At 57.7% G+C, this 16,831-nt stretch carries 20 protein-coding genes; 9 read left to right on the plus strand and 11 right to left on the minus strand.

Annotated elements, in window-relative coordinates; translation table 11 throughout:
• Nucleotide 1: 1 nt before the first annotated feature.
• Nucleotides 2–1,054, minus strand: coding sequence for a hypothetical protein (locus tag C5F52_RS25830; protein WP_104801246.1), 1,053 nt, complete (start codon nucleotides 1,052–1,054; stop codon nucleotides 2–4).
• Nucleotides 1,055–1,127: 73 nt separating this feature from the next.
• Between C5F52_RS25830 and C5F52_RS25835 the strand changes: the two genes are divergently transcribed.
• Nucleotides 1,128–2,399 (plus strand): lipoprotein-releasing ABC transporter permease subunit, encoded by a 1,272-nt coding sequence (locus C5F52_RS25835; protein WP_104801247.1) that lies wholly within the window; start codon nucleotides 1,128–1,130, stop codon nucleotides 2,397–2,399.
• Between the two features lie 8 nt (nucleotides 2,400–2,407).
• Nucleotides 2,408–3,091, plus strand: coding sequence for a lipoprotein-releasing ABC transporter ATP-binding protein LolD (lolD, locus tag C5F52_RS25840; RefSeq protein ID WP_104801248.1), 684 nt, complete (start codon nucleotides 2,408–2,410; stop codon nucleotides 3,089–3,091).
• 42 nt (nucleotides 3,092–3,133) lie between these two features.
• Here the strand turns inward: lolD and nhaR are convergent, their stop codons facing one another.
• Nucleotides 3,134–4,030 (minus strand): transcriptional activator NhaR, encoded by an 897-nt coding sequence (nhaR, locus tag C5F52_RS25845; RefSeq protein WP_104801249.1) that lies wholly within the window; start codon nucleotides 4,028–4,030, stop codon nucleotides 3,134–3,136.
• A gap of 127 nt (nucleotides 4,031–4,157) precedes the next feature.
• Between nhaR and C5F52_RS25850 the strand changes: the two genes are divergently transcribed.
• The 7 genes from C5F52_RS25850 to C5F52_RS25880 all read left to right on the plus strand — a co-directional run bounded on the left by C5F52_RS25850 (nucleotide 4,158) and on the right by C5F52_RS25880 (nucleotide 9,619).
• Complete coding sequence (locus tag C5F52_RS25850; RefSeq protein WP_104801250.1) at nucleotides 4,158–4,673, plus strand: Rrf2 family transcriptional regulator; 516 nt, start codon at nucleotides 4,158–4,160, stop codon at nucleotides 4,671–4,673.
• Between the two features lie 30 nt (nucleotides 4,674–4,703).
• Nucleotides 4,704–5,522, plus strand: a complete 819-nt coding sequence (locus C5F52_RS25855; protein WP_104801251.1) for a TatD family hydrolase — start codon at nucleotides 4,704–4,706, stop codon at nucleotides 5,520–5,522.
• 4 nt (nucleotides 5,523–5,526) lie between these two features.
• Complete coding sequence (locus C5F52_RS25860; RefSeq protein WP_236658013.1) at nucleotides 5,527–6,384, plus strand: 3',5'-nucleoside bisphosphate phosphatase; 858 nt, start codon at nucleotides 5,527–5,529, stop codon at nucleotides 6,382–6,384.
• 66 nt (nucleotides 6,385–6,450) lie between these two features.
• Nucleotides 6,451–7,086, plus strand: coding sequence for an L-threonylcarbamoyladenylate synthase (locus C5F52_RS25865; RefSeq protein ID WP_104801322.1), 636 nt, complete (start codon nucleotides 6,451–6,453; stop codon nucleotides 7,084–7,086).
• A 46-nt stretch (nucleotides 7,087–7,132) separates the two neighbouring features.
• Nucleotides 7,133–7,804: a site-2 protease family protein gene (locus C5F52_RS25870; protein ID WP_104801253.1), complete on the plus strand. Its 672-nt coding sequence runs from the start codon at nucleotides 7,133–7,135 to the stop codon at nucleotides 7,802–7,804.
• Nucleotides 7,805–7,806: 2 nt separating this feature from the next.
• Complete coding sequence (locus tag C5F52_RS25875; protein WP_104801254.1) at nucleotides 7,807–9,003, plus strand: tryptophan--tRNA ligase; 1,197 nt, start codon at nucleotides 7,807–7,809, stop codon at nucleotides 9,001–9,003.
• A gap of 22 nt (nucleotides 9,004–9,025) precedes the next feature.
• Nucleotides 9,026–9,619, plus strand: coding sequence for a response regulator transcription factor (locus C5F52_RS25880; RefSeq protein WP_104801255.1), 594 nt, complete (start codon nucleotides 9,026–9,028; stop codon nucleotides 9,617–9,619).
• Nucleotides 9,620–9,724: 105 nt separating this feature from the next.
• On the opposite strand, the gene ccmI is transcribed toward C5F52_RS25880, so the two are convergent.
• The 9 genes from ccmI to ccmA are packed head-to-tail and all read right to left on the minus strand — an operon-like array spanning nucleotide 9,725 to nucleotide 16,831.
• Nucleotides 9,725–11,065 carry a c-type cytochrome biogenesis protein CcmI gene (gene ccmI / locus C5F52_RS25885; protein WP_146100166.1) on the minus strand — a complete coding sequence of 447 codons (1,341 nt, stop codon included), beginning with the start codon at nucleotides 11,063–11,065 and terminating at the stop codon, nucleotides 9,725–9,727.
• 1 nt (nucleotide 11,066) lies between these two features.
• Nucleotides 11,067–11,621 carry a cytochrome c-type biogenesis protein gene (locus tag C5F52_RS25890; RefSeq protein ID WP_104801257.1) on the minus strand — a complete coding sequence of 185 codons (555 nt, stop codon included), beginning with the start codon at nucleotides 11,619–11,621 and terminating at the stop codon, nucleotides 11,067–11,069.
• Complete coding sequence (locus tag C5F52_RS25895; protein WP_104801258.1) at nucleotides 11,618–12,199, minus strand: DsbE family thiol:disulfide interchange protein; 582 nt, start codon at nucleotides 12,197–12,199, stop codon at nucleotides 11,618–11,620. The genes C5F52_RS25890 and C5F52_RS25895 overlap by 4 nt, the downstream gene beginning before the upstream one ends.
• A complete protein-coding gene (locus tag C5F52_RS25900; RefSeq protein ID WP_104801259.1) occupies nucleotides 12,196–14,115 on the minus strand; it encodes a heme lyase CcmF/NrfE family subunit in 1,920 nt (639 codons plus the stop codon). Before C5F52_RS25900 ends, C5F52_RS25895 begins: the two co-directional genes overlap by 4 nt.
• Entirely contained in the window at nucleotides 14,112–14,582 is a 471-nt protein-coding gene (gene ccmE, locus C5F52_RS25905) for a cytochrome c maturation protein CcmE (RefSeq protein ID WP_104801260.1), read from the minus strand. The genes C5F52_RS25900 and ccmE overlap by 4 nt, the downstream gene beginning before the upstream one ends.
• The gene (gene ccmD, locus C5F52_RS25910) at nucleotides 14,582–14,788 is read right to left on the minus strand and encodes a heme exporter protein CcmD (RefSeq protein WP_104801261.1); all 207 of its coding nucleotides are present in this window, start codon (nucleotides 14,786–14,788) and stop codon (nucleotides 14,582–14,584) included. The genes ccmE and ccmD overlap by 1 nt, the downstream gene beginning before the upstream one ends.
• Entirely contained in the window at nucleotides 14,785–15,528 is a 744-nt protein-coding gene (ccmC, locus tag C5F52_RS25915) for a heme ABC transporter permease CcmC (RefSeq protein WP_104801262.1), read from the minus strand. The genes ccmD and ccmC overlap by 4 nt, the downstream gene beginning before the upstream one ends.
• The gene (ccmB, locus tag C5F52_RS25920; protein WP_201747093.1) at nucleotides 15,525–16,196 is read right to left on the minus strand and encodes a heme exporter protein CcmB; all 672 of its coding nucleotides are present in this window, start codon (nucleotides 16,194–16,196) and stop codon (nucleotides 15,525–15,527) included. Before ccmB ends, ccmC begins: the two co-directional genes overlap by 4 nt.
• Nucleotides 16,193–16,831, minus strand: coding sequence for a cytochrome c biogenesis heme-transporting ATPase CcmA (gene ccmA, locus C5F52_RS25925; RefSeq protein ID WP_104801263.1), 639 nt, complete (start codon nucleotides 16,829–16,831; stop codon nucleotides 16,193–16,195). The genes ccmB and ccmA overlap by 4 nt, the downstream gene beginning before the upstream one ends.

The following is a 16,831-nucleotide window of genomic DNA, read 5'->3' on the forward strand; positions in this document are numbered from 1 at the left end:
CTTAGTCTTTCAGGGGCGCAACGGCCAACACGGTGTCTAAAGAAGTAGGAGCGAAGCGCGTACGCACGCGTTGCCACAGCGATGGCGCGGCGCTGTCGTACACATGAAACTCATGCTCGCCGCACAACACCAAACGCTGCGGTTCGCCTGCGGCCACACGCGCCAGCATGGGTGCGATGACGTGGGCATCGACGTGTTGCCACGAGTCCAGCCAACCAATAAGGTCTTGCTGCAACGCGCTTTGACGCAGGGTGTGAATGACAGCGGGCTCTTGCTGTGCGAGCTTATTCGCATTGCTGGGCAACGCGCCCGTGCCATGTACCCAAAACGAGTTGATGGTCAAACTGCGGCCGTCATTGACGGGATGGGTGTAAAGCAACATTTGCATTTCGTTTTGTAAACGACGCAACAGTTTGGCGGCAGGGCTGAGCGCATCGGCGGCCACATGGCTGCCCACCAACCACGGGTCGATGTTGCGACCAATCACACGGTCTAGCGAAGCGGTGGGCAAGTCAGCAAACAGTGGCGATTGCGCCAGCCACAGGCCTGGCTTATAGGGATGCAAGGCAATGCCATCTTCCGCGAAGAAGCTTTGCATGGCTTTGAATAGCGTGGCGTCTGTGGCTTCGTCGATTTGCAAATAGGCGGGGTCGCCCAGCGTGACTTGGCCATTGCTCACGTGCCAGTTGCACAGGGTGATGAAGGCCCAGCCGGATGGCGATGCGGTGGGCGCAACACTGGCGTGAGTGTCTTGTCCATCCAGCGCAGCCGCCGCTCGCGCAGCCCACGGTAAACAACCATCCTGCGCTAGCCAACCCATGGCGAGCGCCCAAGCACGTTCATGCGGCGGCGACAAGGTGGCGAGCAATGACTCTTGCACCTCATCTACTTGCACATCCACGCGTCGAGCCTGCGCCAGCCACGCACGCAAATTCGGCAACTCAGCCTTAGCCAACACCGAGGCCTCGGGGCCATGGGTGGTCCACAGCGAGAAGGGAATCAGGGTTGTGTCGCGCGCGGCGTTGGGTGGCACAGAGGTCAGCACAGAAGTCATAACCTCGATTGTCCGTGATGCCGCCAACCGGTTTAAAAAGGCATGCTTTTCACTACGGGATAATCCAGCCCACATGCAAACCACTTCTTCCAAACTCCCCTACGAACTGCTGATTGGCTGGCGTTACACGCGCGCTGGCAAAGTAGCAGGCCGCAACGGTTTTATTTCGTTCATCTCAGGCGTGTCCATGCTGGGCATCGCGCTGGGCGTGGCCGCGCTCATCATCGTGTTGAGCGTGATGAACGGTTTTCAAAAGGAAGTGCGCGACCGCATGTTGGCCGTGGTGTCGCACATCGAGCTGCTCGCGCCTGGTGGCGAAGGCTTTGCGGATGTGAATGCGCTCATCACCCAAGCCAAACAAAACACCGAAGTCGTGGCCGCAGCCCCGTTCGTGTCACAACAAGCCCTGATGGCACGAGGCGAAGACATGCGCGGTGCGATGGTACGTGGCATTGACCCCGAGCCAGAAACACAGGTGAGCGACTTCACCTTGCAAATTCCGCCCGAGGTACGCGCCACTTTGCAGCCCGGCAGCTTCAACGTGGTGTTAGGCGGCGAGCTGGCCATGGCTATGGGTGTGCGCGTGGGTGACCAAATCACCCTGATCGCGCCAGGCGGGCAGGTGACACCCGCAGGCGTAATGCCGCGCTTGAAGCAGTTGCACGTGTCTGGCATTTTTGATTCGGGCCATTACGAATACGACGCGTCTTTGGCGCTGCTCCACATTGACGACACACAGCGCATCTTCCGCCTCGAAGCGCCCACGGGCGTGCGCTTAAAAATCAAAGACAGCCAGCAAGCCCGCAGCGTGGCCTATGACTTGGCAATGCAACTCGGCCCGGACGTGATCGTGCGCGATTGGACACGCCAAAACCGCACGTGGTTTGCTGCAGTGCAAGTGGAAAAACGCATGATGTTCATCATCCTTACCCTCATCGTGGCGGTGGCGGCGTTCAACCTCGTCACCACGCTGGTGATGACGGTGACCGACAAACGCGCGGACATTGCCATCTTGCGCACACTTGGTGCGAGCCCCAAAAGCATCATGGCCATCTTTGTGGTGCAAGGCGCAACGGTAGGCGTGTTGGGCACATTGGGTGGTTTGCTGCTAGGCCTGAGCGTGGCCTTCAACATTGATGTCATCGTGCCTGCCATTGAAAACCTGTTGGGCGCCAGCTTCTTGCCACGCGATATTTACCTCATCAGCCGCATGCCCAGCGACCCGCAAGCGGGCGACATTTGGCCGATAGCCATCATCTCCTTAGTGCTGGCTTTCCTCGCCACCATCTACCCCAGTTGGCGCGCCAGCCGCGTCAACCCAGCTCAAGCCTTGCGCTACGAATGAGGCTTGCTATGACAAATACACCCGTTCTCACTGCCCACAACATCAGCCGCCGCTTCACCGAAGGGCCGCTGGATGTGACCGTGCTGCAAAACGTCGACCTGTCGGTGAATGCCGGCGAAACCTTGGCCATCGTTGGTTCATCGGGCTCTGGCAAAAGCACCTTGCTGCATGTGTTGGGTGGCTTGGATGAGCCCAGCTCTGGCAGCGTGTCGCTGATGGGGCAACCCTTGGCAGGCCTGAGCGCTGCAGCCTTGGGCGATTTGCGTAACCAACACTTGGGCTTTGTGTATCAGTTTCACCACCTGTTGCCAGAGTTCAGCGCACTCGACAACGTGGCCATGCCCCTGTGGATTCGCCGCATGGACCGCGCCGCTGCCAGCGCCCAAGCGCAGGCCATGCTCGAAGCCGTGGGCCTTGGCCCCCGCATGCACCACCGTCCGGCAGAGTTGTCAGGCGGTGAACGCCAACGCGTGGCGATTGCCCGCGCCTTGGTCACGCGCCCCGCGTGTGTGCTGGCCGATGAGCCCACGGGCAACCTTGATCGCAACACGGCTGACAACGTATTTGCACTCATGCTGCAACTGGCCCGCGAGCACAACACCGCCTTTGTGCTGGTGACACATGACAACGCCTTGGCAGCGCGCTGCGACCGCCAGCTGCACTTGAGTGCAGGCGTGCTGCAACCCAGCTAACGCACGGCAGGCGCTTCAAGCGTTCAACGAAGGTCTGCTAATTTAGCCGCTGAACAAACGGCCTCGCGCGTTTTGCGTGATCGCCGCCACACACGGGTGCGAAATGCGGCGCTCCACCGACACCGCAAAAAACTCTTCCACCAACTCATCGCTGCGGCCCATCACCTCTACCCCGTAATGGGCCACGGTCTCGTCTTCCAAAATGCCGGGCGACATGAACACCCCCCGCCCCTCGCGGCCAAACGCCGTCATCAGCGCGCCATCGTCAAACTCACCCACCACGCGCGGTTGAATTTTGTGGCGGACCAGCCAACCGTCCAATTGCTGCCGTACTGAGGACGATGAGCCTTGAATCAACATGGGCGCGTCATGCAAACACTGCGGAAACTTGCCTTTCAAAGTGGCGCGCAACGCTGGCGTGCAAAAAAAACTCATGGGCGTGGTGCCCAACTCGTGGTTAAACGCTTTCACGCTGATGCGCTTAGACAGCGGCTCATCGGCAATCACCAAATCGAGCCGGTGCAACGCCAGCTGCGCCAGTAGGTCTGGAAACTTGCCTTCGCTGCCAATCAAGCGCACCGGCTCGGCTATAGACAAAGCGGGCTCAAGCAGCCGGTAGGCCACTGACTTGGCCACTGAATCAGCCACGCCCACCCGAAACTCCAACGTCCTCACGCCCGCTTGGGTGTTGGCCATGGCGGCTTTCAGCTCGGAGCCCAAGGCAAAAATATCGTCGGCATAACTCAACGCCTTGCGCCCGTCTTCGGTCAGCTCCAGCTGGCGACCGCTTTTGCGAAACAGCTTGCGACCCAAGCTTTCTTCGAGCAACTTGATTTGCCCAGACAGGGTTTGTGGCGTGGTGTGCAACTGCTCACCCGCGCGCATGATGCCGCCCGCACGGGCTGTGACCCAAAAATAATACAAGTGCTTGAAATTCATAGACCCTATTAAACTTCGTTTTTTTCGAATAAATAAAACAATAAATACGAATTTACACGAAGTGTTTTTGTGTTTAAAGTCCCCCTCAGCTGACAGACGTCAGCACCAGAACCGATAGGAGGATTCCATGCGTTTGAGTACCAAGAGCCGTTTTGCCGTCACCGCCATGATTGACATGGGTTTGCGCCAGCACCAAGGCCCTGTGTCATTGGCCGCCATCAGCCAGCGCCAGCACATCTCGATCTCCTACCTCGAACAAATCTTCAGCAAGATGCGTCAGCACGGGCTGGTGGAAAGCACGCGCGGCCCCGGCGGCGGCTATACCCTTAACCGTGATGCCAACCACATCAGCGTGGCCGACATCATTTATGCGGTCAACAGCCCCGACGAGAAAGAGCAGCTGCCTGCCGATGCCGAGCAAAACGGCTATGTGTCGGCCGAAGAGCTGTGGTCCACGCTGAATCAAAAAATGGATGACCACATGCAGTCCATCAGCTTGCACAGCCTCATTGCGGCTCAGCTATCCAAAGGCGTCAGCGCGCCCACCAACAACTCGCCCAAGCGTGGTGTGTTTGCGCAAAAACCAGCTGCATCGCCCCTGCCCAAAGTGCCTAATTCAGTCTTTGCGCTGGGAAATGCCTAAGGCTAGCCAGCCTGGCCTTGGCACTGATTCATGTGGATTGACACGCACGCGCACTTAGACGCTGCCGAATTTGAGCCCGACCGAGCTACCGTGCATCTGCGAGCACGCGCGGCGGGCGTGACCATGTGTGTGATTCCCGCCGTTGAAGTAGCCAACTTTGACACCGTGCGCTTGCTGGCCCACGCCCAGCAAGACGCTTATGCCTTGGGCATTCACCCGCTCTACACCCCCCAAGCCACCGAGGCGCATGTGGCACAACTCGATGCGGCGCTGCACACCCACCGCCACGACCCACGTTTGGTGGCCGTGGGTGAAATTGGCCTCGATGGTTTTGTGCCTGAGCTCAACATCCCCGAAGCACTGGCCCAGCAGCAACGCTTTTACAAAGCCCAACTCAAGCTCGCGCAGCAACACCAGCTGCCCGTCATCTTGCATGTGCGCCGCAGTGCCGACCTGCTGCTGAAAGGGTTGCGCGACACGCCGGTGGTGGGCGGCATAGCCCATGCGTTCAATGGCAGCGTGCAACAAGCACAAGCCTTCATCGCCTTGGGCTTCAAGCTCGGCTTTGGCGGCGCACTGACCTATGACCGCGCCTTGCAACTGCGCCGCTTGGCCACCGAGCTGCCGCTCTCAGCCATCGTGCTCGAAACCGATGCACCCGACATTCCCCCGCATTGGCTGTACACCACCGCCGAGCAACGCGCTGCAGGCCAACCCCAAGGCCGCAACGAACCCGCCGAGCTACCGCGCATCGCCCAAGTGCTGGCCGAGCTGCGCGGCATTCCCTTAGAAGCGCTGGCCGCTGCCACCAGCGCCAATGCGCGAGAAGCCTTGCCACGCCTACAATGAAGGCGTGACTTCCTCCATCCTCAACGCTGACCTGCACTGCCACTCCGTGGTCTCGGATGGCACGCTCACACCTGAGCAGTTAGCTGCTCGTGCCAAAGCCAATGGTGTCGAGTTATGGGCCTTGACCGACCACGACGAAGTGGGCGGCCAAGACCGCGCACTCGCTGCAGCGCAGGCCGCTGGTATGAAGTACCTGACAGGCGTGGAAATCTCCATCACCTTCGCCAACAAAACCGTGCACATCGTGGGCCTCGGTTTTGACGCGCATGACGAGCAGCTCCAAAAAGGCCTACTCCAAACACGCGGTGGTCGCGGCGAGCGTGCCAAAGAAATGTCAGAAGGCCTAGCCAAAGTTGGCATTCACGGCGCGTACGAAGGCGCCCTGAAATACGCAGGCAACCATGAGCTGATTTCTCGCACCCACTTCGCCCGCTTCCTCGTTGAAACCGGCGCCTGCCAAGACACCAACGAGGTGTTTCGTCGCTTCTTGACCGAAGGCAACCCTGGCTTTGTGCCTCACCGCTGGGCCTCGCTCAAAGACGCGGTGCAATGGATCGTGCAAGCCAAAGGCATGGCAGTCATTGCTCACCCAGCACGTTACGGCTTCACGCCCAACGAGGAGTTTGCGCTGTTCACCGAATTCAAAAACCACGGCGGTCAAGGCGTCGAAGTGGTCACGGGCAGTCACTCGGTAGCTGAATATGTGACCTATGCCGACATGGCCAAAGAGTTTGATTTATTTGCCTCACGCGGCAGCGATTTCCACAGCCCCGACGAAAGTCGCATTGACCTTGGCACCCTGCCTTGGCTGCCAGGCCAACTCACCCCTGTGTGGGAAGTACTGGCTGACCGCATTCAATAAGCGCATTCCCTTCACAACTCAGTGGTGCTGGCCACCACACTTGCTCACTTTTCGGCTTACCCGCTCATGGCTCAGTTTCTTCAAGTCCACCCTGATAACCCACAACCCCGCTTGCTCAAGCAAGCCGTGCAACTGCTGGAGCGCGGCGGCATCGTGGCCGTGCCCACCGACTCCAGCTACGCCTTGGTCTGCCACTTGGACGACAAAGCCACTGTGGAGCACATGCGCCGTATTCGCCAAGTCGACGACAAGCACCACCTCACCTTGATGTGCCGCGACTTGTCTGAGCTGGCCAACTACGCCAAGGTCGACAACCGCCAATACCGCTTGCTCAAAGCAGCCACGCCCGGTGCTTACACCTTCATCTTGGAAGCCACCAAAGAAGTGCCCCGCCGCGTCAGCCACCCACAGCGCAAAACCATTGGCCTGCGCGTGCCGCTGAACAAAACCTTGCTCGACTTGCTCGAACTCCACGGCGCACCACTGCTCGCCACCACGCTCATCCCCCCCGGCGAGACCGAACCGATGAACGATGCCGAAGCCATTCGCGACCGCTTTGAGCACGACCTCGCCGCCGTGATTGATGCAGGCGCCTGTGCACTCGAACCCACCACCGTGGTGGACCTCACCCCCATGGACGGCGGCGGCGACCCCGAGGTCATCCGCGAAGGACGCGGCCCACTGAGCACTTTGGGCCTGTAAGCCGCTCCGCAGCTAGACCCAAAGTGTTGAATGCGACAATGACGTTGTGAATTTCCCTGACCTGATTCAAACCATTCTTATTTACGGCCTGCCCGTGGTGTTTGCCATCACGCTGCACGAAGCTGCCCACGGCTATGTCGCGCACTTACGCGGCGACAACACGGCTTGGATGATGGGCCGCGTGACGCTCAACCCCATGCCGCACATCGACCCCATGGGCACACTGGTCATGCCCATCGTGTTGTTTTTGGCCACGGGTGGTAACTTTCTATTTGGTTACGCGCGCCCTGTGCCTGTCAATTTTGGCCGTTTGCACCATCCCAAACGCGACATGATTTGGGTGGCGCTGGCTGGCCCTGCCATCAACTTCCTGCAAGCCTTTGTGTGGGCCTTCGCCATGTACGGCTTGATTGCTGCGGGTGTGGAAGAACGCTATTTCATTGAGGTTTGCAAAGCCGGTGTGAAGGTGAACGCCGTCATGTTTGCCTTTAATTTGTTCCCGCTGCCACCGCTCGACGGGGGTCGCATCGTGGTGGGCTTGCTGCCTTGGAAGCAAGCCGTGTGGTTCTCACGCGTCGAGCCTTATGGCTTTTACATCGTGATGGCCTTGGTGGTGTTGAAAGTCGTCGACAGCTTGTGGATGGCACCCATCATGACCCTGACCTTTGAGTTGCTGAGCCTCATGCTCAGTCCATTTGAATTTTTACTGAAGCCTTGAACATGAAAGAACGCGTTCTCTCCGGCATGCGCCCCACGGGTGCTTTGCATTTAGGCCACTACCACGGCGCTTTGAAAAACTGGGTGCGTTTGCAGTCTCAGATGGATTGCTTCTACTTCGTGGCCGACTGGCACGCCCTGACCACGCACTACGAAAACCGTGAGGTGATTGAGAAGAACGTGTACGAGATGGTGATCGACTGGCTCGCCGCCGGCCTAGACCCCAACGCTTGCACCATCTTCTTGCAAAGCCGCATTCCTGAGCATGCCGAGTTGTTCACGCTCTTGGCCATGGGTACACCGCTGGGTTGGTTGGAACGCGTGCCCACCTACAAAGACCAACAAGAAAAACTCAAGGACAAAGACTTGGCCACCTATGGCTTCTTGGGTTACCCCTTGCTACAAGCCGCAGACATCTTGATTTACAAAGCCAAGCATGTGCCAGTGGGCGAAGACCAAGCCAGCCATGTGGAGCTGACGCGCGAAGCCGCGCGCCGTTTCAATCACCTCTATGGCCGCGAAATCAACGCCGAAGAAAAAGTGCAGGCTTCGCTGGCCAAACTTCCCAAAGACAGCATCAAACGCTTTGAGAAGTCCCGCAAGGCCTACCAAGAAACAGGAGACGCCAAAGCCATGGAAGGTGCGCTCGGCTACATCGCTTCAGCGCCCGAACTCGACGGGCAAGACCGCGAGCGCTTGGAAGGCTACTTCAAAGGCACAGGCAAAGTCATCTTGACCGAACCCCACGCACTGCTGACCGAAGCCAGCAAGCTGCCGGGCCTGGACGGCGCCAAGATGAGCAAGAGCTACAACAACTCGATTGCCATTCGCGAAGACCGCGCCACGATTGAGCAAAAGGTCAAGCGCATGCCCACCGACCCCGCGCGCCAAAAACGCACCGACGTGGGCAACCCCGACAAATGCCCTGTGTGGCAATTCCACATGGTCTACAGCGATGCGGCCCAACGTGAATGGGTGACGCAAGGCTGCAAAACAGCTGGCATTGGTTGCTTGGAATGCAAACAACCCATCATCGAAGCCATCTTGCGCGAGCAGCAACCCATGCTCGAGCGTGCTGAGCCCTACATCAGCAACCCGAAAATTGTGCGTGAGATTGTGGACGCAGGTACTGAAAAAGCTCGTAAAACAGCGCGGGAAACCATGCAGGATGTTCGCTCCGCAATGGGGCTAAACTACTAATATTGATTCAGGAGTAATAAAAATGAGTATGTACATCATTGACGACCATCCTTTGGTTCGCCAAGCCATCGCCATGTTGTTGCGCCGTATGCGTCCCGCATCGAAAGTCATCGAATTAGAAAAGTTCAGCGAATTGCAAGCTGCCATCATCAAAAACGGTGAGCCTGAGCTGTTTGTGCTCGACTTGTTGTTGCCTGGCGTGAAAGGCACCTCAGCCGTCAAAGACATCAAGACCATGTATGGCACTGTACCTTTGGCTGTGATTTCTTCGATGCCTGCTGGCGAAGCTGAAGAGACCTGTATCGAAGCTGGTGCTGACATTTACATCGAGAAGTCCACCCCTGCCAACGAAATTTCTGCTGCCATCCATGGCTTGTTTGCGGCTGAAAACGGCGACGAAGAAGCTGTGGTGGCTGTGGGCGAGACCAAGCTGTCTAAGCGTCAAAAACAACTCATCGTCATGCTGGACCGTGGTTTGAGCAACCGCGATATTGCCGCCGAGTTGGAGATCAGCGAACACACGGTCAAAGTTCACTTGTGGCGTTTGTTCCGTCGCTTGGATGTGAAGAGTCGCACCCAAACACTGCACTTTGCCCGCATGAACGGTTTGCTGTAACTAGCTAACACCCATCAAACAAAGGCCCCGCAGTTTTTGACTGCGGGGCCTTTGTCATTGCGCAAACCTAAAAGTAAATTCAGGCGTGCGTTTTAAGCGTGTGATTTACGGCGTCGTCTGCAAGGTGTCACGCACCATCAAGTTCAGGCCTTTGCTGCCGGGCTTCACGGGCGTGAGGCTCACGCCATAGTCACCCGCTTGCGCAACCGCTTGACCGCTCTTTGAAATGCGAACACGCACAGTCACCTCGTCCATGCCCGAGAGCTTGGCGCTAGGGTTCATAGCGGTGCTGTCGTCGAGCACAAAGTCAAAAGGCAATTTATCCGCAGTGGTGCGCACGATAGCCACAGGCATGCGTGAGCCGGCCACTGGTGTGGCGTACACAAACACGGTGTCTGTAGGTGCTACCAAGCCTTGAAGCTCTTTGACCAAGGTCACGCGGCCACTGATGCTGCTAGTGGCCATGGCAACCTTGCTAGCTTGCGTTTCAACTGCACTGACAGCGCGTGGCGGAATGGCCGGTAAACCCATCTTGCTACGGGCTTCTGCAATGGCACGGTCTAGCTCGGGTGCATCGGGTGAATCAGCGGACACCACTTCTCGGGCACGCTCCCAGTAGCGCAAGGCGGTATTGAAATTCATCTCGGCATACGACGCACTGCCAGCCAAGAACAAGGCGTTCAAGTGGTGGGGATCAGCTGTGAGCACACGTTGAATGATGGACCAAGGCTCACCCGCAAAGCTGCCGCCATTTTTTTGCGCCAACACTTCGGCACGCTCAATAGACAGGTTGTCATCACGGCTCAGCGCCAAGGCTTTGGCATAAGCCTCTGCAGACTCTTCAAAGTGTCCACGTGCACGCTGAACGCGCCCCAGCATGACCCAGCCTTCCATGCTGTTGGGTTCGTCTTGCAAACGGCGCGTGAGTGCAGTGGCCATTTCGGTCAACTTCTCGGGGGTGACTTCGGCAGATGAATCCACACCTTGCTTCAAAGCCATGGGATCGAGCGCGGCGGGTTCGCCCAACACGCTGTACATCAGCAGGGACGACACAGGCACCACAAACACCAACAAGGCAATACTCAGCCAAGGCTTGCGCCACAACGCGGCACCAGACGCAGAGGGCAAATTCGACACATGAGGGGTTGCCTTATCGGTCAGACCATCGACACCGACATCGGCCAACAAGCGTTGCGACAGTTCGTCACGCGCGGCTTTGAGCTCTTCATAGCTCAAGTTACCCATCACAAACTCGCGGTCGAGTTCGGCCATTTGGTCGCGGTACACCGCGGCATTGGCTTGTGCGGGGTGGTTGATGGCATCGGCTTGGCTGGCAGCCAAACGTGCGCCCTGTTGCGAGCCACGCCACAGCGCCACGCTCAACACAATCAACACCAAGGCCATCATGGCCACGGCGACATAAATAAAAGCGAGTGCGGGATTCACATCAACCTTTCAACAGTTGCTTGGCGCGTTCGCGTTCGTCGTCCGTCATGGCGACAGGTGCAGCCAAAGCGCGACGTTGACGCAAGTACACACCCAAGAAAATAGCGGCGACGACCAGCAACAAAAACGGACCAAACCACAACACCCAAGTCAAAGGCTTGACCTCGGGGCGATACAGCACAAAGTCGCCATAACGCGACACCAGAAAATCTTTCACCTCTTGATCAGACTTGCCCGAGCGAATCAGCTCGCGCACTTCGTTACGCAGGTCGTCGGCCAACTCGGCGTGCGAGGAAGCCAAGGATTCGTTTTGGCACACCATGCAACGCAACTCTTGCGAGATGTCCACTAAGCGAGCTTCGAGTTTCGGGTCTTCCGCCATGAGTGGCGCTTCACGCCCCACCACCAAGCCTGAAGACGCAGCCATTGCTGGCTCAAGAGCCAACGAAGCAGACGTTGCTTGCGCCAAAGCTGCCTGCGGGGTGAACCAGATCGCCATTGAAACGCTGAGCGCATAAACGCAACTCAAGGCGCCATTCATCCACACACGTTTCATGATTTGTTCAACTCCGCAATCAAAGGCAAGATTTTTTCAGCCAGCAACGCGGGCGTGACCGCACCGACAAACTTGTAGCGAATCACACCGGCCTTGTCGATGACGTAGGTCTCGGGCACGCCATACACACCGTAGTTGATGCCCACGCGGCCATCGAGGTCCATGACGGAGGTCACATAAGGGTTGCCATGACGCTTGAGCCAGACTTGACTGCGCTCGCGTGCGAGCTTGAGCTTCTCTTCAAACGGCGCTTTGTAGGCGGCGTCTTGCGGTTGAATTTCTTTGTAGCTCAAACCCACGATCGGCACTTGATTCTTCTCAGAAAACGCCACCAGCACGGGGTGTTCTTCGCGGCAGGCTACACACCAAGTGGCCCACACATTGAGCATCCACACTTGGCCTTGCATGTCGATGGGTGAAAACTTGGCGTCGCCCGGTTCAAGCGTGAACAAGGTGAAATGTGGCGCAGGCTTACCAATCAAGGGCGATGGGATTTCACGCGGGTCGCGCTTCAAGCCCACGGCCAAAAAAACCACGAGGCCGATGAACAGCACCAGCGGAATCAAAACCTTTTTCATTTGCGGTATCTCCGGTCGAGCGCCGCCAACACGCCACCCAACACCATCAACAGCACGCCACCCCACAGCCACGGCACAAAGGGCTTGTAGTACACGCGCATGCTCCACTCGGTGCGTGCGTCGTCCAGCGGCTCGCCCAATGACACATACAAATCGCGCATGAAGCCCGAATCAATGCCAGCTTCTGTCATGGCCATGGCAGATGAGAAATAGCGACGTTTTTCAGGCTGCAGAATTTCGATGATCTTGTCGTTGCGCAGCACTTGCACATCGGCACGCACGGCCTTGTAGTTGGGGCCGCGCACTTCGTCGAGCGAGTTCAAGCGGAAGGTGTAGGGCGCAATCGTCACCACGTCACCAATGTGCATACGCACATCACGCTCCACCTCGTAGCACTTGACGCCGGTGATGCCGATGACCAACACTGCCATTCCGAAGTGGGCGATGTGTTGCCCCCAAAAGGAGGCGCCAATACGGCCAGGCTTGTGCAAACGCTCTAACACTTGCTGGGCTGTGCCCAAGGCCACCCAACAACCGAGGAACAAACCAAACGCAGCGCCGATGGACCAGCCACCCAACACGAATGGCAACAGCACCGCCAAGGCAGCCGCACCCGCAAACGTCCAACGCAGCTTGTGCGCAATCTCACGCACATTGGCATCACGCCAACGCGCCACAGAACCCGGAATCATCAAAAACACGGTAGGCACGAGCAGCGGTGCAAACACCGCATTGAAATAAGGCGGGCCCACCGACAGCTTGCCCATGTTGAGCGCGTCAATGATGAGCGGGTAAATCGTGCCCAGCAATACAGCTGCTGTGGCGACCACCAGCAACACACTGTTGGCCAACAAGAACGATTCACGCGACACCAGCTCCATGCGGCCACCCAAGGCCACGCGTGGCGCACGCCAAGCGAACAGCGTGAGCGAAGCGCCCACCACCACCGCCAAGAAGACCAAAATAAACACACCGCGCTTAGGGTCAGACGCAAATGCATGAACTGAAGTCAACACGCCTGAGCGAACCAAAAACGTGCCCAGCAGCGACAACGAGAACGCCGCAATGGCCAGCAACACAGTCCAAGCCTTAAAGCTGCCGCGCTTCTCTGTGACCATCAGCGAGTGAATGAGTGCTGTGCCGACCAACCAAGGCATGAGCGAAGCGTTTTCTACCGGGTCCCAAAACCACCAGCCGCCCCAGCCGAGTTCGTAATACGCCCACCAAGAACCGAGGCCAATGCCAAAGGTCAAGAAAGTCCAAGCCACCACCGTCCATGGACGCGACCAGCGTGCCCAAGCAGCATCCAAACGACCGCTCATCAGGGCAGCTACCGCAAATGCAAACGCCACAGCCATGCCCACATAGCCCATGTAGAGCATGGGCGGGTGAATGACCAAACCTGGGTCTTGCAAAAGCGGATTCAAATCTTTACCGTCCAAAGCCGCAGGCAACAAACGCTCAAACGGGTTGGAGGTGGTCAAGATGAAGAGTAAAAAGCCAACCGAAATCAAACCCAACACGCCAATCACCCGCGCCACCATATCGAGTGGCAAGCTGCGCGAGAACACCGCCACGGCCACCGTCCACAACGACAGCAACAACACCCAAAGCAAGAGTGAGCCTTCATGGCCACCCCACACTGCAGCAAATTGGTAGGGCTTGGGCAACAAGGAGTTGGAGTGCTGCGACACGTACAACACTGAGAAATCGTTGTTCAAAAATGCCGACGCCAATGCACCGAAAGCAAACGCCACCAACACAAACTGCAAAGCCGCTGTTGGTCGGGCCAATGATTGCAAGGTGACTTGCGTTTGCGGATTGCGCACCAAAGTGCCTGCAATGGGCAGCACGCCCTGCATCACCGCCACCAAGGCGGCCAGCATGAGCGCGAAATTACCGAGTTCTGGAATCATGGGTTGCCTTTGATGGGGGCTGGCGTTTGCACAGACTTGGCAGCTTTGGCAGCCGCCGCTTCGTCCATCGCGTGTTGGGCTTCAGGTGGCATGTAGTTTTCGTCATGCTTCGCCAGCACTTCGCTGGCCACGAACATGCCGTCGTCACCCAGTTTGCCCTGCGACACCACGCCTTTGCCTTCTTTGAACAAATCAGGCAACAGGCCCACATAGGTCACGGGCATTTCATGCACGGTGTCGGTGATGACAAAGCGCACGGTGTTGCCATCGCGCACCAGGCTGCCCTCTTTCACCATGCCACCTGCTCGGAAGGTACGCCCCTTGGGGGCTTCACCCTTGCTCACTTGCGTGGGCGTGAAGAAGAACACCAAATTACTTTGAAAGGCATTCAGCACAAAAGCTGCTGCTGCGCACAACACCACAATGCCAGCAGCAATCAGTGCAAATCGTTTGGTTCTGGGTTTCATCACATCAATTCCTCAACAGGTGACTCTTTGGCGAGCAATTGAGCCACAGCCTGCTCGGCTTTCAATTGATTCAACACAACACGGTGCGCCCAGCGGGCTTGCCAAACTTCCACGGCCAAGAGCAACGCCGTCACACCCACGCTGCCCCACACATACACGGCGTAGCCGCCCATGGCCCAAAACTGGCTCCAGCTTTCCCACCTCATGGCTTCACCTCTTCGAGTTCGTGCACCCAAGTGGCGTGGCTCTCGCGCTGCAAGATGAGCGTGCGCACGCGATATAGAACCAGCGCCACGGTATAGAACCAAAACGCCAAAGCCATGAGCAACATGCTCCAGAGCATGATGGCTGCCATGCTTGAGCCTTGCGTCACCGACACCGAAGCGCCTTGGTGCAAGGTGTTCCACCACTTCACCGAAAAGTAAATGATGGGCACGTTGATCGCACCCACGATGGCAATCAGTGCACCGGCGCGGTCGCTGCGGCGTGTGTCGTCAATGGCCGACGTCAAGGCGATGTAGCCCAAGTACAAGAAAAACAAAATCAGCTCAGACGTGAGGCGAGCATCCCACACCCACCAAGCACCCCACATGGGCTTGCCCCAAAGTGCGCCGGTCCACAGCGACAGAAAAGCAAACAGTGCACCGGTGGGGGCCAAAGCGCGCGTCATCATGCCCGACAGGCGTGTGTTGAAGGTCAGGCCCAACACGCTCCAAAACGCCATGGCCAAGTAAATGACCATCGACATCCAGCTCGCAGGCACATGCACGAAGATGATGCGGTAGCCCTCGCCTTGCTGAAAATCCGTGGGGGCCACAGCAAAGCCCAGCCACATGCCCACCAGCATCAGCAAGGTTGCTAATGCAGCAAACCAAGGCCACGCCTTGCCCGCCAAACCATAAAAGGTTTGCGGTGCTGCGTAATAAAACCAATTGATATTCTTCATTCCAACGCGATCCGTAAAGCCGCTGCACATGCAAACGGGCTGAAAAAGGCTGCAGGCAACAGCATGGCCATCAAGATCGACAAATGCGCCTGCGCTCCCAAACCACTGGCTTGCGCCTCAACTGCGCCAGCACCAAACACCAACACAGGGATGAACAAAGGCAACACCAACAGCGAGAGCAACACCCCGCCGCCACGCACACCCAAAGTCAACGCAGCACCAATGCCGCCCACCAAAGACAAAACGGGAGTGCCCAACAACAGGGCCAAAGTGAGGGTCATCAGGGCATCGGCCGAGAGGTCAAATTGCAGCCCTAAAACTGGAGCCAATAATACCAACGGCACCCCTGAGACCAGCCAGTGCGCCAAGAGTTTGGCACTGATCAGTAAGGGCATTGGCGTAGGCGACAAAGCCATTTGTTCCAGCGTGCCGTCGCGGTAATCCGCCTCAAACAAACGCTGCAAGGCCAGCATGCTCGACAGCAACGCGCCCACCCACAGCACGCCGGGGGCCACCAAGCGCAAGGTATTCAACTCAGGGCCAATGCCCAACGGAAACAAGGCGGCCACCACCACAAAGAAAAACACCGCCGTCAGCACCTCGCTCTTGCGGCGCATGGCCAAGAGCAAATCGCGCCGCAACACGGCCATGAACGCGCCGCCACTCATGCCACGCCTCTCAATCGGTAAGTTTGCACATCGACCGATGTGCCATTGGCGTTGGTCAGTGCCACAGGCTGATGACTGGTGAACAACACCATGCCGCCGTTGGTCACATGCTCGGCCAACAAACCACGCAGGCCGTCAACCGCTTTCACATCCAAAGCCACAAAGGGCTCGTCCAACACCCACAACGGGGCTTGGCTGGCCAACAAACGGGCCAAAGCCGTGCGACGCTTTTGGCCTTGCGACATCACGCGCAGCGGCAAGTGCTCGCGCCCGCGCAAACCCATACGGGCCAAAGCCACCAAGGCTTGCTGCTGGCTGAGGGTGCGGCCAGACACGGCGGCATCTGACATGAGGTTTTCCAAAGCGCTTAACTCTTCTTTGAGCGACAAGCCGTGACCCAAATAAAACAGTGATGAACGAAATGCAGCGGCATTTTGTTGAATAGTTTTGTCGTGCCAGCACACCTCGCCCGCATCGGCAGGTGACAAACCACACACGATGCGCAGCAAACTGGTTTTACCCACGCCGTTGTCACCCTCTAGGTGCAAGGCTTGACCCGCTTTCAGCTCGAAACTGACTTCGGCAAACAGCGGCTTATTGCCACGGCTGCATGAGAGATTAGAAATGCGCAGCAT

The organism is Limnohabitans sp. TS-CS-82, from assembly GCF_002943475.1.